This window comes from Rhizobium sp. ERR 1071 (genome assembly GCF_007828675.1).
Lineage (GTDB): Bacteria > Pseudomonadota > Alphaproteobacteria > Rhizobiales > Rhizobiaceae > Rhizobium > Rhizobium dioscoreae.
This window is the reverse complement of record NZ_VITM01000013.1, coordinates 107,012-122,605: the sequence shown is the minus strand read 5'-3', so window position 1 is coordinate 122,605 and position 15,594 is coordinate 107,012. Positions and strand designations below refer to the sequence as shown.

Annotated in this window: 14 protein-coding genes; 10 read left to right on the top strand and 4 right to left on the bottom strand. The window is 61.2% G+C overall.

Going from position 1 to position 15,594, the window contains the following annotated elements:
* Nucleotides 1–238: 238 nt before the first annotated feature.
* Both FBZ99_RS29065 and FBZ99_RS29060 read right to left on the bottom strand, forming a co-directional pair.
* The gene (locus FBZ99_RS29065) at nt 239–1,450 is read right to left on the bottom strand and encodes an acyltransferase family protein (protein ID WP_113354301.1); all 1,212 of its coding nucleotides are present in this window, start codon (nt 1,448–1,450) and stop codon (nt 239–241) included.
* A gap of 166 nt (nt 1,451–1,616) precedes the next feature.
* Nucleotides 1,617–2,192, bottom strand: coding sequence for an NADPH-dependent FMN reductase (locus FBZ99_RS29060; protein WP_113354300.1), 576 nt, complete (start codon nt 2,190–2,192; stop codon nt 1,617–1,619).
* Nucleotides 2,193–2,265: 73 nt separating this feature from the next.
* On the opposite strand from FBZ99_RS29060, the gene soxR reads away from it, so the two are divergent.
* Nucleotides 2,266–2,730, top strand: coding sequence for a redox-sensitive transcriptional activator SoxR (soxR, locus tag FBZ99_RS29055; RefSeq protein ID WP_145636333.1), 465 nt, complete (start codon nt 2,266–2,268; stop codon nt 2,728–2,730).
* Between the two features lie 9 nt (nt 2,731–2,739).
* Here the strand turns inward: soxR and glpD are convergent, their stop codons facing one another.
* Nucleotides 2,740–4,251 carry a glycerol-3-phosphate dehydrogenase gene (gene glpD, locus FBZ99_RS29050; protein ID WP_113421293.1) on the bottom strand — a complete coding sequence of 504 codons (1,512 nt, stop codon included), beginning with the start codon at nt 4,249–4,251 and terminating at the stop codon, nt 2,740–2,742.
* A gap of 114 nt (nt 4,252–4,365) precedes the next feature.
* Entirely contained in the window at nt 4,366–5,139 is a 774-nt protein-coding gene (locus FBZ99_RS29045) for a DeoR/GlpR family DNA-binding transcription regulator (protein WP_113333658.1), read from the bottom strand.
* Between the two features lie 97 nt (nt 5,140–5,236).
* Between FBZ99_RS29045 and FBZ99_RS29040 the strand changes: the two genes are divergently transcribed.
* The 9 genes from FBZ99_RS29040 to FBZ99_RS29000 all read left to right on the top strand — a co-directional run bounded on the left by FBZ99_RS29040 (nt 5,237) and on the right by FBZ99_RS29000 (nt 15,529).
* On the top strand, nt 5,237–6,007 hold the full coding sequence (locus tag FBZ99_RS29040) for an SDR family NAD(P)-dependent oxidoreductase (protein ID WP_145636331.1): 771 nt from the start codon (nt 5,237–5,239) through the stop codon (nt 6,005–6,007).
* A 102-nt stretch (nt 6,008–6,109) separates the two neighbouring features.
* Nucleotides 6,110–6,448, top strand: a complete 339-nt coding sequence (locus tag FBZ99_RS29035) for an ArsR/SmtB family transcription factor (RefSeq protein ID WP_113354296.1) — start codon at nt 6,110–6,112, stop codon at nt 6,446–6,448.
* A gap of 70 nt (nt 6,449–6,518) precedes the next feature.
* Nucleotides 6,519–7,415, top strand: a complete 897-nt coding sequence (locus FBZ99_RS29030; protein WP_113333661.1) for a LysR family transcriptional regulator — start codon at nt 6,519–6,521, stop codon at nt 7,413–7,415.
* A 160-nt stretch (nt 7,416–7,575) separates the two neighbouring features.
* Nucleotides 7,576–8,055 (top strand): formate dehydrogenase subunit gamma, encoded by a 480-nt coding sequence (locus FBZ99_RS29025; RefSeq protein ID WP_113354295.1) that lies wholly within the window; start codon nt 7,576–7,578, stop codon nt 8,053–8,055.
* Nucleotides 8,052–9,608: a formate dehydrogenase beta subunit gene (locus tag FBZ99_RS29020; protein ID WP_113354294.1), complete on the top strand. Its 1,557-nt coding sequence runs from the start codon at nt 8,052–8,054 to the stop codon at nt 9,606–9,608. Before FBZ99_RS29025 ends, FBZ99_RS29020 begins: the two co-directional genes overlap by 4 nt.
* Before the next feature lie 5 nt (nt 9,609–9,613).
* Nucleotides 9,614–12,493: a formate dehydrogenase subunit alpha gene (fdhF, locus tag FBZ99_RS29015; protein WP_113354293.1), complete on the top strand. Its 2,880-nt coding sequence runs from the start codon at nt 9,614–9,616 to the stop codon at nt 12,491–12,493.
* A 187-nt stretch (nt 12,494–12,680) separates the two neighbouring features.
* Nucleotides 12,681–13,508 (top strand): formate dehydrogenase accessory sulfurtransferase FdhD, encoded by an 828-nt coding sequence (gene fdhD, locus FBZ99_RS29010; RefSeq protein WP_145636329.1) that lies wholly within the window; start codon nt 12,681–12,683, stop codon nt 13,506–13,508.
* Nucleotides 13,498–13,764, top strand: coding sequence for a formate dehydrogenase subunit delta (locus FBZ99_RS29005; RefSeq protein ID WP_113333905.1), 267 nt, complete (start codon nt 13,498–13,500; stop codon nt 13,762–13,764). The genes fdhD and FBZ99_RS29005 overlap by 11 nt, the downstream gene beginning before the upstream one ends.
* Nucleotides 13,765–13,867: 103 nt before the next feature.
* Entirely contained in the window at nt 13,868–15,529 is a 1,662-nt protein-coding gene (locus tag FBZ99_RS29000; protein WP_145636327.1) for an OFA family MFS transporter, read from the top strand.
* The last annotated feature ends 65 nt before the right edge of the window (nt 15,530–15,594 follow it).

The window sequence follows — 15,594 nt, the reverse complement described above, 5'->3', positions numbered from 1 at the left end:
TGTCCCAAAGGTGCATCGGTCTTCCATCCACCACCGCAACAGGCACTACAGCGCCAATAGCGGAGAAAGGGAAGTTACAAAGGTGCCCCGTAGGGTCGGATGAGGGGGTGTTGCCAAGAGCACGAAAATCCCCGCATCCAAATCGGTCGCCCCCCTCATCCGACCCTTCGGGCCACCTTCTCCCCGAGGGGAGAAGGAGTTTGTGGTGTCTACGCACCTCACATGCGATTGCCCTATATCACGCAGCTACGGGCTGCATTTGTTTGTTTTCCCGTGTCCGTGCCCAATGGATGACGGGGCGTTCGAGCAGGACATAGCTCAGCGTGCCGATGGCGAAGATGACGGTGGTTGCAACCAGGCTTGAGACGATCCAGCCGCCCAGCACGTCATCCGAGCCTGCGCCGAAGGATGAGGGAAAGAGCTGCGGCATCAAGGTCAACACGATATCCTGCCAGATGTAGACGCCGAAGGAGACGGTGGCGACATAACGGCTGACAGGATTGTCGAGCAGCTTTGCCAGCAGCAGCGATTGGGGAAGCGTGCAAAGCGCAATCGCGACCGCCAGGGGAAGCAGCGGGAATTGATAGGGAATGCCGAGCCAGGCGTAGCCCTCCGCAGCACCGCCGATCGACTGCGGCAACTGCCACGCGCCCATGATGATCGCGAGTGCGCCGATGATGTCATAGATCGCTGAGCGTCGGGCTGGGAGGAGTGTCTGAATGCCGGCGGCGAGCGCGCCGATCGCGAATATCGCAAAGAAGCCGATCGGGTTGTAGCGCGGCATCCATTCCTTGGCGCCGCCCTGGAAGCCATATTGCCATCCGCGCCCGACATTGTCGGTTGGAAGATAGGTGACCACGAGCCAATGGCCGACCAGAGATATTGCGATAATGCCGATCCAGAGCGCACGGCTGACAAGAATGGAACGGGTTCTCAGTTTCGGATGAAACAACAGCAGGAAGCCGATCGGCATGAGAACATAGCAGGTCGTCTCGAAGGGGATCGACCATAGCGGCCCATCGCCTTGCACCGGGAAAAAGGTGCGCCAGTGCCATTGGCTCATCAGGAAGAAACCGGCGATATAGCGGCCGACCAGTTCTGCATCGAGCGGAAAGCCGTAGATGGTGAAGCTGATCACGAAGCCGAACGTCAGGGCAAACCAGAAACCCGGCAGGATGCGTGCGGCGCGGCGCATGGCATAGATCTTCAGCGAAGGTAGGGGTTGAGCTCTATCCAGTGCCAGCCAGAAGGGACGTGCAAGAAGGAAACCGCTGAGGACGAAGAAGACCGAGACGCCGTGATTGCCGAAGCGCGCGATTATGAAGGTCATGTCCAGATCCGGCGGGATTTTGTAGAAATTCATTCGGAGCACGAGATGGTGAACAAGCACCATCAGACATGCGACAGCGCGCACGAAATCCGCTCCTCCCAGCCGCTTGGCGTTCTCCATTCGCGTATCCGCCCGAGATCTCCTTCTATTGGGTTAGGTCATTGCGACGGTTTCGGCAAGCGTGATCCTTGAAGGCAGGACGCCCGGACCCGTGGTGCCGGGTCCGGGCGTCGGACCGATCTCCCGCACCTGCCAGAAACGAGAGATCGGATTACTGGGATAAGGATCAGGCGGCGGCGGAGCGATAGGGGCGCGTGGCGCGCGCCGGTTTCAGGGCGTTGCTCCACCAAGTCAGCCGCGCGATCATGACAACGAGCGATTTTCTGGCATCGAGCGGGTTTTCCAATGTGCCATCCTCGGCAAATCTGCCCCACGGATTGGCGAAGCTGATAGTATCGCGCACGGTGACGGTATGGAGTTCGGCAAAGACGAGCCGCAACTGTTCGACCGCGCGCAGGCCGCCGGAAACTCCGCCATAGGAAACGAAGGCGACAGGTTTGCCATGCCAGGGCTCATAGACGAGATCGAGGACGAATTTCAGCGAGGCCGTGAAGCTGTGATTGTATTCCGGCGTGACCACGATGAAGGCATCGGCATCGGAAAGCCGCTCCGATAGGGCCGCGACGCCCGGATGCTCGCGATTGTGTGCGAAAGGCAGATCGAATTCGAGGGGATCGACCAGATCGATGTCTATAAGCGGATAGTGTGCCAATTCGCGGGCAACCCAATTGACCACCCGGTCGCACAGCCGGCCGGGACGCGTGCTGCCGTAGATGATCGCCAGCCGGGTTCTTTCTGTCATGTCTTGCTCCTGCTTTACGCGGTTCGGAGCCAGGGTTATAAAACCTCAAGTAAAGTTGAGGTCAATAGCGAAAATGGGAAAAATCGATCCGGCTCAATTTCCGAAGCTGCTGACTGTTGGCGAGGTGGCGGCGCGCAGCGGCGTGGCCGTATCGGCGCTGCATTTCTATGAGGCGAAAGGCTTGATCGAGAGCCATCGCAGTAGCGGCAACCAACGGCGCTATCCGCGCGAAGTGCTGCGGCGAGTCTCCATCATCAAGGTGGCCCAACGCGTCGGTATTCCGCTTGCCGAGGTTCAGGCGGCTCTTCAATCGCTGCCGCAGGGGCGCACGCCGACCGCGTCCGACTGGAAGGCGCTTTCGGAGCGGTGGAAGGACGATCTCGACGCTCGCATCAAGCGCCTGCAGGGACTTCGCGATCAGCTGGACAGCTGTATCGGTTGCGGCTGCCTTTCGCTCGATAGCTGTCCCTTGCGCAATCCGTGGGATGTGCTTTCCGAAGAAGGCGCAGGCCCGCGGCTGCTCGATCCCGGAGAGTGAATTGGCGACTCAGGCGTGGACGTGGCTCTCTGCCATATAGCCGTCGAGAGCTGCGGCTTCTTCCTTCGAAAGATAAAGACCCTTTTTGGAGCGCCGCCACAAGATGTCTGCGGCGTTATACGCCCATTCCTGTTCCATCAGGTAGCGCACTTCCGCCTCGTAGAGATCGCTTCCGAAATAGCGGCCGAGATCGGCGACCGTCTTTGCGTTGCCAAGGATCATGGCGGCGCGTGTGCCGTAGCGGCGGATGAGGCGGCGGGCATGCGGATCGGCAAGGAAAGAATAGCGCGACTTGAGCTTGGAGACTTCGGCCTCATAGCCGCGAACCGGAAAGTCGCCGCCGGGCAGCGAACTGCCGGCAGTCCAGGGCGTACCCTTCAGGCCGATGGCCTCGCCGATCTTCTCCAGCGCATGTTCGCCGAGGCGGCGATAAGTGGTGAGCTTGCCGCCAAAGACATTGAGCAGCGGTGCCTGGCCTTCTTCGCCTTCGACCTTCAGCACGTAATCGCGCGTGGCTTCCTGCGCCTTCGATGCGCCATCGTCATAGAGCGGGCGGACGGCCGAGTAGGTCCAGACGATATCCTCGGGCTTTACCGGCTCCTTGAAATATTCGCTGGCGGCGTTGCAGAGATAGGACGTCTCCTCTGCCGTGATCTTCACATCCTTCGGATCGTCCTTGTAGTCGCGATCCGTGGTGCCGATCAGCGTGAAGTCCTGCTCGTAGGGGATGGCGAAGATGATGCGGTTGTCCGGGTTCTGGAAGAAATAGGCGCGGGGATCATCGAACTTCTTGCGCACGACGATATGGCTGCCCTGGACGAGGCGGACATTGTGTACCTGGTTCTTGCCGAAGGCACCGGCGAGCACCTGATCGACCCAGGGACCCGCGGCATTGACCAGCATGCGCGAACGAAACTGGCGCTTCTCGCCGCTGATCGTATTCTCCGTTTCGATCGCCCAAACCGCGCCTTCGCGGCGCGCGGAGATCACTTTCGTCCGCGGCATGATCGTTGCGCCGCGATCGGCCGCATCGCGCGCATTCAGCACCACCATGCGGGCATCGTCGACCCAGCCGTCGGAATATTCAAAAGCCTTGGTGAAGAGCGCCTTCAGCGGCTTGCCCGCGGGATCCTTCTTCATGTCCAGCGTCGCGGTCGGTGGCAGCAGCTTTCGTCCGCCAAGGTGGTCGTAGAGGAAAAGGCCGAGGCGGATCAGCCAGGCCGGGCGGATGCCACCCTTGTGATAGGGCAGGACGAAGCGCATCGGCCAGATGATATGGGGCGCCATCGCCCAGAGCACTTCGCGCTCCATCAGCGATTCGCGCACGAGACGGAATTCGTAATGTTCGAGATAGCGCAACCCGCCATGGATGAGCTTGGTGGCGCCCGACGACGTGCCGGAGGCGAAGTCGTTCATCTCGGCGAGCGCGACCTTATAGCCGCGCCCAACGGCATCGCGGGCAATGCCGCAGCCATTGATGCCGCCGCCGATAACGAAAATATCGTAGACCTGCTCGCTCACCCGCCCCTCCGCAAAGGTCAGCCATCCCCTGAAGATGGAAAATCGAAACTAATCCATCTAAAGCGAAACAGATACGAATGTCAAACGAACGTTTCTTGACGGAAAGCGCGCCGATCAAGCTGGTCTGCGAGAGGTTTCAACAAGATGCACGTCATGTTCCGCGGCGATGGAGCGCACGGATTCGATGCTGCATTCGTCCGTTACGAAGGTATGAACCTGCGATAGATGGCCGATGCGAACCGGAGCGGTTCGTTCGAATTTGGTGCTGTCGGCGACGAGAATGACGTGCCGCGCATTGGCGATGATGGCCTGCGCGACTTTCACTTCGCGAAAATCGAAATCCAGAAGCGCGCCGTCGGGGTCAATCGCGGAGGCGCCGATGACAGCGTAATCCACCTTGAACTGCTTGATGAAGTCGACGGCGGCTTCACCGACGATACCGCCATCCGAGCCGCGCACGACGCCGCCGGAAATCACGACTTCGATGGATGGGAAAATACGTAACTTATTGGCAACGTTGATATTATTGGTGATGACCATCAGTTCGTGGTGGCCAAGGAGTGCCTCGCCGACGGCTTCCGTCGTTGTGCCGATATTAATGAAAAGCGAGCTGTTGTTGGGGATCAGGCTTGCTGCGGCGCGGCCGATCGCCTGTTTTTCGGGCGCGGCGATGGAGCGTCTCGCCTCATATTTCACGTTCTCGGTTCCGCCGGGAAAGATCGCGCCGCCATGCACGCGCGATAGCACGCGGCCGTCGCAGAGGTCGTTCAGGTCCTTGCGAATGGTCTGCGGCGTGACCGAGAAGCGCATCGCCAGCTCTTCCACCAGCACGCGGCCCTCCGCCTTGGCGATTTCGAGGATCTCTGTCTGACGCCCGGACAGGAACATGGTTTTCGCTCCCTTTCTTTCGTTTTTTCGTCATCATATGATAAAGTGAAAATTCCGCAATTACCGGCGCGCGAATAGTGCGGTTTGGGAGGTCATCGTGTTTCATCCGAAGCTATTCGAAAATCGCAACGTCGTGGTCACCGGCGCCGGCCGTGGCATCGGGCTGGAGGTCGCGCGCCAGTTTCTCGATTGCGGAGCCCATGTCCTTGTTCATGTTGGCCGCGATGGCAGTCGCGATTTGCCTGATTTTCTGATGGAAGCGGAAGCCGAGCGCCGCGCCTTTCTCATTGCCGGCGATTTCGCCACCCGCAATGGCACGCGCGATTTCGTCAGCGCTGCCGGCGAGCGTTTCGACCGCATCGACGTGCTTGTCAACAATGCCGGCACCATGGTCGGGCGATTCCCAGCCGGCGAGCTTACGGACGAACAATACGAGCAGATCGTTCATCTCAATCAGACTTCCGTGATGGAGGTGACGAGAGGACTGTTGCCGCTGCTGCGGGCAGCCGGGCAGGCGGCGATCGTCAATACGGTTTCGATTTCGGCACGGACCGGCGGCAGCCCGGGATCGGCGATCTATTCCGCCTCGAAGGCCTTTGTCGCAACCTACTCGAAAGCACTGGCGCGCGAACTGGCACCTGATGGCATACGGGTCAATTGCGTCTCTCCCGGCACGATATCAACCGATTTTCATGAGCGCTATTCCTCGAGAGAGAAGCTGGAGCAGACGCGCAAATCGATCCCACTCCAGCGCCTGGGAACGCCCGAAGATTGCGCGCCCGCCTATCTCTTTCTCGCAGCGCCCCTGCTTTCCGGCTACATCACCGGGCAGGTGCTCGAGATCAATGGCGGGCAGCTTATCTGCTGATAAAACGGACCTTTTTTGGTTTTCCGTGTCTTTTTGAATCAGCTTCTGATTTGATAATATTATAAGCATACCTCTGGGGGATTTCTTACTAGAGGCTGTCATATGTCGTCGTCTCTACCGCAGGGCGGTGCAGCGGAACGTGATGTTGAGGAAATGACTGACACGGCGCGAAAGGCGAGCGCCCTGCTGAAAGCACTATCGCATGAGACCCGCCTGGCAATTCTCTTCACGCTTGCCAAGCACGAGAAAACGGTGATGGAGCTCGAGGCTCTTCTTGATCTGCCGCAGGCCGTCGTGTCGCAGCATTTGGCACGCCTTCGCCTGGACAAGCTGGTCGATACGCGCCGCGAAGGGCGACTCATCCATTATGCCGTCGCGCGGTCGGAAATCTGCGCCGTCGTTGAGTCGCTGCAGAAGGCGTTTTGTCAGACCGATCGCTGAACCCTGAGGCCGCTTTGTATGTTGCGCTCGCCATGCTGTCGGTCTAACTCTTTCGTCGCGGGAGAGCGGGATGATCGACAAGCTGGAATTCTTCATAGCATTGGCGAATCAGAAGCATTTTGGCCGCGCCGCGGAAGAATGTGGCGTGACGCAGCCCACCCTGTCTGCGGCCATCCGCCAGCTGGAGGACCAGCTTGGCGTGATGCTTGTTAGCCGCGGTTCGCGCTTTCAGGGACTGACGCCCGAGGGACAGCGCGTGCTGGAATGGGCCCGTCGCATCGTCGGCGACAGCCGCACGATGCGCGAGGAGATGCGCGCGGCGCGCAAGGGCCTTGCCGGCCATATCCGGATCGCCGCCATTCCGACGGCGCTTGCCATGGTGCAGAAAATCACTACGCCTTTCCAGGAAAGGCATCCCGATGTCACCTTCTCCATCTTGTCGCGCAATTCGCTGCAGGTTCTGAGCCTGCTGGAAAATCTTGAGATCGATGCCGGCATCACCTATCTGGAGAACGAGCCGCTCGGCCGCGTCACCAGCGTGCCGCTCTATGCCGAGCGCTATCACCTGATCACCGCGGCGGGCAGCCCGTTTTCCGAGCGCAAGACCGTCACCTGGAAGGAAGTCGGCGATCTTCGGCTTTGTCTATTGACTGCTGACATGCAGAATCGCCGCATCATCAATCGGCATCTTGCCGAGGCAGGCGCAACGGCGAGGCCGACGCTGGAATCCAATTCGATGATCGTGCTGTTTTCGCATGTGCAGACCGGGCGCTGGGCGAGCATCATGCCGAAGAATATCGCTGATTCCTTCGGTTTTCCGGCGGATATTCATAAGATCCCAATCACTGAACCTGACGCCGAGCACCTTGTCGGCCTTGTCGCCACGCATCGCGAGCCCTTTACGCCGCTCGTCTCTGCCTTGCTGCATGAGGCGAGACTACTCGCGGAAGAGGACGAGAATCGATAGAAATTTTCTATCGAGCAACGAGACTGCCTTATTGATCCCCAGCCTTCTCCCTGCGACCTTAACGGCATGGCGTGTCGATCGCGCGCCAGGAGGAAATGCCGCATAGGCCTTTTCCGAAGATTCGCCTTCGATCTTCGGAGCTATGCGCGGGAGGCTGCTAATGAGCTTGAATCAGGCCGCGGGCGATGTCGCAACCCGGGCCGGCACCATCATCGATAGCATGAAATCGATGGAGGGGCCGCTTTTGCCGATCCTGCATGGGATCCAGGAAGAATTCGGTTATGTGCCGCAGGATGCGTTGCCGCTGATCGCCAAGGCACTGAACCTTTCCCGCGCTGAAGTGCACGGCGTCATGACCTTCTATCATGACTATCGCGATCATCCGGCAGGCCGCCATGTTCTGAAGCTCTGTCGCGCCGAGGCCTGTCAGTCGATGGGCGGCGATGCGCTGGCGGAGCGCGTCAAGCAGTTGCTGGGCGTCGATTTCCATCAGACCACGCTCGATGGCAGTGTCACGCTGGAACCGGTCTACTGTCTCGGGCTTTGCGCCTGCGCTCCGGCTGCGATGCTCGACGGCGAGCTGCATGGCCGGCTCGACGACGAAAGCGCCGAAGACCTTGTCAAGGAGGCGCGCCAATGACGATCACCATCTATATTCCCCGCGATGCCGCCGCCCTTTCGCTGGGTGCGGAAAAGGTGGCGCAAGCCGTCACGCAGGAGATTGCCAAGCGCGGGCTCGATGCGCGCATCGTGCGCAACGGCTCGCGCGGCATGTTCTGGCTCGAGCCCCTGGTCGAAGTCGAGATCGACGGCAAGCGCATCGGCTATGGACCGGTGAAGGCCAAGGATGTTCCCGCACTATTCGATGCCGGGCTCGCCGAAGGCGGCGAGCATCCGCTCTGTCTTGGGGAGGTCGAAAGCCTCCCATTCCTCAAGGAACAGACCCGCCTGACTTTTGCCCGCTGCGGCATCACCGACCCGCTTTCGCTTCAGGATTACGAAGCGCACGGCGGCCTGAAAGGTCTGCGCCGCGCCACCGGCATGGCTGCTGGCGATATCGTCAAGGAAGTGACCGATTCCGGCCTTCGCGGCCGCGGTGGCGCGGGTTTCCCGACCGGCATCAAGTGGAAGACGGTGCTCGATGCGCCGGGGACACGCAAATATATCGTCTGCAACGCGGACGAGGGCGATAGCGGTACCTTCGCCGACCGGATGATCATGGAAGGCGACCCCTTCGTGCTGATCGAGGGCATGGCGATTGCAGGCCTCGCGACGGGCGCGACCAAGGGCTTCGTCTATACGCGTTCGGAATATCCGCATGCGATCGCCGCGATGACGGAAGCCGTGGAAATCGCGCGCAAGGCCGGTATTCTCGGCGCATCCGTGCTCGGCTCAGGCAAAACCTTCGACATGGAAATCCGCACCGGCGCCGGCGCCTATGTCTGCGGCGAGGAAACGGCGCTCTTGAACAGCCTCGAGGGCAAGCGTGGCATCGTGCGTGCCAAGCCGCCGCTGCCGGCGCATAAGGGCCTGTTCAACTGTCCCACCGTCATCAACAATGTGATCTCGCTCGCCTCGGTCCCCGTCATCATGGACAAGGGTGCTGCCTTCTATCGCGATTTCGGCATGGGCCGGTCGCGCGGCACGATCCCGCTGCAGATCGCCGGCAACGTCAAGCATGGCGGCCTCTACGAGACGGCCTTCGGTCTTTCGCTCGGCGATATCGTCGACCGGATCGGCGGCGGCACAGCGACAGGGCGGCCGGTCAAGGCCGTGCAGGTGGGTGGTCCGCTGGGAGCCTATTTCCCGCGCGCCCTGTTCGACACACCGTTCGACTATGAAGCGTTCGCGGCCAAGGACGGTCTCATCGGCCATGCCGGCATCGTCGTCTTCGACGATACCGCCGACATGCTGAAGCAGGCGCGGTTCGCCATGGAATTCTGCGCGGTCGAAAGCTGCGGCAAGTGCACGCCCTGCCGCATCGGCTCGACGCGCGGCGTCGAGACGGCCGACAAGATCGCGCGAGGGATCGAGCCGGAGAAAAACCGGGTGCTGCTTGCCGATCTCTGCAACACCATGAAGTTCGGTTCGCTCTGCGCGCTCGGCGGCTTCACGCCCTATCCCGTCATGAGCGCGATGACCCATTTTCCGGAGGATTTTTCTCCGGCTCCCTTGATTGAAGCGGCGGAGTAAGACCCATGTCCCTCGTTCCAGAAATCGATTACGGCACGCCGGCCTCCACATCCGAAACCATGGTGACGCTCACCATCGACGGTCGCCAGATCACGGTGCCCGAGGGTACGTCGATCATGCGCGCCTCGATGGAAGCAGGCATTCAGGTGCCGAAGCTCTGCGCCACCGATATGGTCGATGCCTTCGGCTCCTGCCGCCTCTGTCTCGTCGAGATCGAAGGCCGCAACGGCACGCCGGCCTCGTGCACGACGCCTGTGGCACCCGGCCTCGTCGTTCACACGCAGACCGGCCGGCTGAAGGACATCCGCCGCGGCGTGATGGAACTCTATATCTCCGACCACCCGCTCGACTGCCTGACCTGCGCCGCCAATGGTGATTGCGAGCTACAGGACATGGCTGGCGCCGTCGGCCTGCGCGATGTGCGCTACGGCTATGAGGGCGACAACCACGTCAAGGCGCGCAACAACGGCGACATCAATCTGAAATGGATGCCGAAGGACGAGTCGAACCCCTATTTCACTTATGATCCTTCGAAGTGCATTGTCTGCTCGCGCTGCGTGCGCGCCTGCGAGGAAGTGCAGGGCACGTTTGCGCTGACGATCGAGGGCCGCGGCTTCGGCTCGCGGGTCTCGCCCGGCATGCATGAGAGTTTCATCGACAGCGAGTGCGTTTCCTGCGGCGCCTGCGTGCAGGCCTGCCCGACGGCGACACTGACCGAGAAATCTGTGATCTCGATCGGCCAGCCGGAGCATTCGGTCGTCACCACCTGCGCCTATTGCGGTGTCGGCTGCTCCTTCAAGGCGGAGATGCGCGGCGAGGAGCTGGTGCGTATGGTGCCCTGGAAGGACGGCCAGGCCAATCGCGGCCATTCCTGCGTCAAGGGCCGCTTCGCCTATGGCTATTCGACCCACAAGGATCGCATCCTTAACCCGATGATCCGCGAGAAGGTGAGCGATCCCTGGCGTGAAGTGACATGGGATGAGGCCTTTGCCCATATCGCCACCGAGTTCAAGCGGCTGCAATATCAGTATGGCCGCGATTCCATCGGCGGCATTACCTCCTCGCGCTGCACCAATGAAGAGACTTTTCTGGTGCAGAAGCTGGTGCGCGCAGGCTTCGGCAACAACAATGTCGATACCTGCGCCCGCGTCTGCCATTCTCCCACAGGCTACGGCCTCGGCCAGGCGTTCGGCACCTCCGCCGGCACGCAGAATTTCGACAGCGTCGAGCATTCCGACGTCGTCATCGTCATCGGCGCCAACCCGACGGATGGCCATCCGGTCTTCGGCTCGCGCCTGAAGAAGCGGCTGCGCCAAGGCGCCAAGCTCATCGTTATCGATCCGCGCCGCATCGATCTTGTGCGCACGCCGCATGTCGAAGCCAGCTATCATCTGCCGCTGAAGCCAGGCACTAATGTCGCCATTCTGACGGCACTGGCGCATGTGATCGTGACGGAAGGCCTGTTCGACGAGAAATTCATCCGCGAGCGCTGCGACTGGTCCGAATTCGAGGATTGGGCTGCCTTCGTTTCCGAACCGCAGCACAGCCCGGAGGAAACGGAAAAATACACCGGCGTTTCTCCGGAACTCGTACGCGGTGCTGCTCGTCTGTTTGCCAAGGGCGGCAATGGCGCGATCTATTACGGTCTCGGCGTCACCGAGCACAGCCAGGGCTCGACCACCGTCATGGCGATCGCCAACCTTGCCATGGTGACGGGCAATATCGGCCGTCCGGGCGTCGGCGTAAATCCGCTGCGCGGACAGAACAACGTGCAGGGCTCCTGCGACATGGGCTCCTTCCCGCACGAGCTGCCGGGCTATCGCCACATCTCTGACGATGCGACCCGCGATATCTTCGAAAAGCTCTGGGGTGTGAAGCTCAACAACGAGCCGGGCCTGCGTATTCCGAACATGCTCGATGCCGCCGTCGAAGGCACGTTCAAGGGCATCTACATCCAGGGTGAGGACATTCTCCAGTCCGATCCGGACACCAAGCATGTTGCGGCCGGCCTTGCTGCGATGGAATGCGTCGTCGTCCACGACCTCTTCCTGAACGAGACCGCCAACTACGCCCACGTCTTCCTGCCCGGTTCGACCTTCCTGGAAAAGGACGGCACCTTCACCAATGCCGAGCGCCGCATCAACCGCGTGCGCAAGGTCATGACCCCGCGCAACGGCTATGCCGATTGGGAAGTGACACAGAAGATGGCGCAGGCCATGGGTCTCGGCTGGAACTATACGCATCCGTCCGAAATCATGGACGAGATCGCCGCGACGACGCCGAGCTTCGCGCTCGTCTCCTACGACTATCTGGAAAAGATGGGCTCGGTGCAGTGGCCCTGCAACGAGAAGACGCCGCTCGGCTCGCCGATCATGCATGTCGATGGCTTCGTGCGCGGCAAGGGCAAGTTCATTCGCACGGAATATGTGCCGACGGACGAGCGCACCGGCCCGCGCTTCCCGCTGCTACTGACGACCGGGCGTATCCTCAGTCAGTACAATGTCGGCGCCCAGACGCGGCGTACCGAGAATGTCGTCTGGCATGCGGAGGATCGCCTGGAAATCCACCCACACGATGCCGAGCAGCGCGGCATCCGCGAGGGCGATTGGGTGCGGCTCAGCAGCCGATCCGGCGACACGACGCTTCGGGCGTTGATTACCGACCGCGTCGCGCCCGGTGTCGTCTATACGACGTTCCATCATCCGGACACGCAGGCGAACGTCATTACCACGGATTATTCCGACTGGGCGACGAACTGCCCGGAATACAAGGTGACGGCCGTGCAGGTCTCGCCCTCGAATGGTCCATCGCAGTGGCAGGTCGAGTATGATGAACAGGCCCGGCAGTCCCGGCGCATCGTTGGGAAGATGGAGGCTGCGGAGTGAGTTTGAGGATGCTTTCTCCTTCTCCCCTTGGGGAGAAGGTGCCCGCAGGGCGGATGAGGGGGTCTTTTCGCGCGGGAAGAATGGCCCTTCGCTCGCGCTCAGGACGCTCGGAGCCGTCGCTCCTCGCCCCCCTCATCCGACGCTTCGCGCCACCTTCTCCCCGAGGGGGAGAAGGGGAGACCGGATAATGACCAAATTCACGCCCACCACCCCCGTCCCCGAGACCGCCCGCCGCAACGGGTTGGTGCGGTCCGGCTCCCGAATTGTCCCCGAGGAAGTACCGATCGCTTTTTCCTATGGCGGCACCTCGCACGCGGTCATGATGGGTACGCCCGCCGATATCGAGGATTTCGCTGTCGGCTTCAGCCTCACCGAGGGCATCATCACCGATATGAGTGAGATTGCTGCGATCGAGCCGATCGAGGACGGGCAGGGGATCGACGTGCAGATCACGCTCGTCGATGATGCTGCGGATGCCCTGCGGCTGCGTCGCCGCCATATGGCGGGCCCCGTCGGCTGCGGCCTTTGCGGCATCGAATCGATCGAACAGGCAGTTCGCAAGGTGCCGGATGTCTCGAAAGTTGCTTTGAAGCTGACGCAGAGGGATATCGTCCGCGCCATCGCTCTCCTCAATGATGCCCAGCCGCTGCATCGCGAGACGCATGCCGTGCATGGCGCGGGCTTCTATATTCCGTCCGAGGGTCTGCTTGCCGTGCGCGAGGATGTCGGCCGGCACAATGCGCTCGACAAGCTATGCGGCGCGGTCATTCGGTCCGGTCATAAGGGCGCGGATGGCGTGGTCGCCGTCACCAGTCGCCTTTCCGTCGAGATGGTGCAGAAGGCGGCGATATTGGGCAGTTCCGTCCTTGTAGCGATTTCCGCGCCGACGGCGCTTGCCATCCGTACGGCCGAGGAGGCCGGCATGACGCTGGTGGCGCTGGTGCGCGGCGACGATTTCGAGATTTTCACCCATCCGCATCGCATCATCCCGGGGAGCATCGCCGATGTCGCCTGACGAAACACCTCATGGCAAGACCGAGACCAAGCTTATCTATATGGCGAATCAGATCGCCACCTTCTTCAAGACACAGCCGGCGGGCGAGGCGGTGCAGGGTGTGGCTACGCATATCAACAAATTCTGGGAGCCGCGCATGCGGAGACAGCTGTTCGCGATCATCGATCATGGCGACAGTGGGCTGAATCCTTTGGTCCTGGAGGCGGCCTCGCTGATCCACAGGCCGGCGCCGGCCGAGGAAATTAAGTCGGCTTAATACTAACACAGATGGCGCATTGGGATGGAGAGTGGAGGCTCTATCGTCGAATGCGGTTCCTTTGAGGAAGGGTGCCGGTCTTTGAAGCAAGGAGGAGTTGTTCATGACGGCTGCGGATACGAATATTTCCCGAGGGACGGCGACGGCGGGTCTGCTCGACCGTGAGCGAATTATCGCCAAGCCGGGCTTCAACCGGTGGCTGGTGCCGCCGGCGGCATTGGCGATCCATCTCTGCATCGGCATGGCCTATGGATTCAGCGTTTTCTGGCTGCCGCTCTCCAAGGCGCTCGGTACGCCGACTCCAGCCCCTGCAGAATGCGCCAGCCTCAATCTTCTGACCGCCCTGTTCACGACGAGCTGCGACTGGCGCGTAAGCGATCTCGGCTGGATCTATACGCTGTTCTTCGTGTTGCTCGGCTCCTCCGCCGCCATCTGGGGCGGGTGGCTCGAGAAAGTCGGGCCGCGCAAGGCCGGCGTAGTCGCTGCCTGCTGCTGGTGCGGCGGTATCCTAATCGCGGCCGTTGGCGTCATTTTCCATCAGCTCTGGATCATGTGGATCGGCGCCGGCGTCATCGGCGGTATTGGGCTTGGTCTCGGCTATATTTCACCCGTGTCAACGCTGATCAAATGGTTTCCGGATCGGCGCGGCATGGCGACCGGCATGGCGATCATGGGTTTCGGCGGCGGCGCGATGATCGGGGCGCCGCTTGCGAGCCTGCTGATGAACCACTTCCGCACTGATGGATCGGTGGGCGTCTGGCAGACCTTCATCGTCATGGCGGCGATCTATTTCGTCTTCATGATGGGCGGCGCCTTCGGCTATCGCCTGCCGCCGGCCGGCTGGCGTCCTGAGGGCTGGACGGCGCCTGCCGCCAAGAGCTCGATGATCACCACCAAGCATGTGCATCTCCGCGATGCCCACAAAACCCCGCAGTTCTGGCTGATCTGGGCAGTATTGTGCCTGAATGTCTCGGCCGGCATCGGCGTCATCGGCATGGCCTCGCCCATGCTGCAGGAGATTTTCGGCGGAGCCCTCATCGGCCTGCCGGATGTGAAATTCGCCGATCTCGGCAAGGATCAGATCGCCACCGTCGCTGCCATAGCCGCCGGCTTTGCCGGTCTGCTGTCGCTCTTCAACATCGGTGGGCGCTTCTTCTGGGCGTCGCTGTCCGACAAGATCGGCCGCAAGAACACCTACTATTGCTTCTTCGTCATCGGCATCGCGCTCTATGTCCTGGCTCCCTGGGCGGCCGGTATTCATAGCAAGGTGCTGTTCGTGGGCGCTCTCTGCATCATCCTATCGATGTATGGCGGCGGTTTCGCTACTGTTCCCGCTTATCTCGCCGATATCTTCGGCACGCAGTTCGTAGGTGCGATCCATGGCCGGTTGCTGACGGCATGGGCGACGGCCGGGATCATCGGGCCTGTCGTCGTCAACTATATCCGCGAGGCGCAGAAGGCGGCAGGCGTGGAAGGCGCCCAGCTTTACACCTTCACCATGTATATTCTTGCGGGCATGCTGGCTCTGGGCTTGATCGCCAATTCGCTGGTCAAGCCGCTCTCGGATAAATGGTTCATGTCGGACGAGGAGGTGGCGGCGCTGCAGGCAAAGACCGCCGCCGCCAATGCCGGCCCCACCGGCTCTTTCGGCATCGGCACGGGCGGTTTCGATGGCAAGGCGCTGATCGCCTGGGCACTCGTCGGCATTCCGCTCCTCTGGGGCGTATGGGTGACGATCAAGAGCACCTACGCATTGTTTGGCTAAACGATCCTCCGCAAGACGACGAGGCCGCCCCGAAGTTCGGGGCGGCCTCGTGCTTTTCAGCAAGT

Bases quoted from the DNA above. Each gene is read 5' to 3' on its own strand.
- FBZ99_RS29065 (WP_113354301.1), bottom strand. From the start codon at position 1,450: ATGGAGAACGCCAAGCGGCTGGGAGGAGCGGATTTCGTGCGCGCTGTC.
- FBZ99_RS29060 (WP_113354300.1), bottom strand. From the start codon at position 2,192: ATGACAGAAAGAACCCGGCTGGCGATCATCTACGGCAGCACGCGTCCC.
- soxR (WP_145636333.1), top strand. From the start codon at position 2,266: ATGGGAAAAATCGATCCGGCTCAATTTCCGAAGCTGCTGACTGTTGGC.
- FBZ99_RS29045 (WP_113333658.1), bottom strand. From the start codon at position 5,139: ATGTTCCTGTCCGGGCGTCAGACAGAGATCCTCGAAATCGCCAAGGCG.
- FBZ99_RS29035 (WP_113354296.1), top strand. From the start codon at position 6,110: ATGTCGTCGTCTCTACCGCAGGGCGGTGCAGCGGAACGTGATGTTGAG.
- FBZ99_RS29030 (WP_113333661.1), top strand. From the start codon at position 6,519: ATGATCGACAAGCTGGAATTCTTCATAGCATTGGCGAATCAGAAGCAT.
- FBZ99_RS29025 (WP_113354295.1), top strand. From the start codon at position 7,576: ATGAGCTTGAATCAGGCCGCGGGCGATGTCGCAACCCGGGCCGGCACC.
- FBZ99_RS29020 (WP_113354294.1), top strand. From the start codon at position 8,052: ATGACGATCACCATCTATATTCCCCGCGATGCCGCCGCCCTTTCGCTG.
- fdhF (WP_113354293.1), top strand. From the start codon at position 9,614: ATGTCCCTCGTTCCAGAAATCGATTACGGCACGCCGGCCTCCACATCC.
- fdhD (WP_145636329.1), top strand. From the start codon at position 12,681: ATGACCAAATTCACGCCCACCACCCCCGTCCCCGAGACCGCCCGCCGC.
- FBZ99_RS29005 (WP_113333905.1), top strand. From the start codon at position 13,498: ATGTCGCCTGACGAAACACCTCATGGCAAGACCGAGACCAAGCTTATC.
- FBZ99_RS29000 (WP_145636327.1), top strand. From the start codon at position 13,868: ATGACGGCTGCGGATACGAATATTTCCCGAGGGACGGCGACGGCGGGT.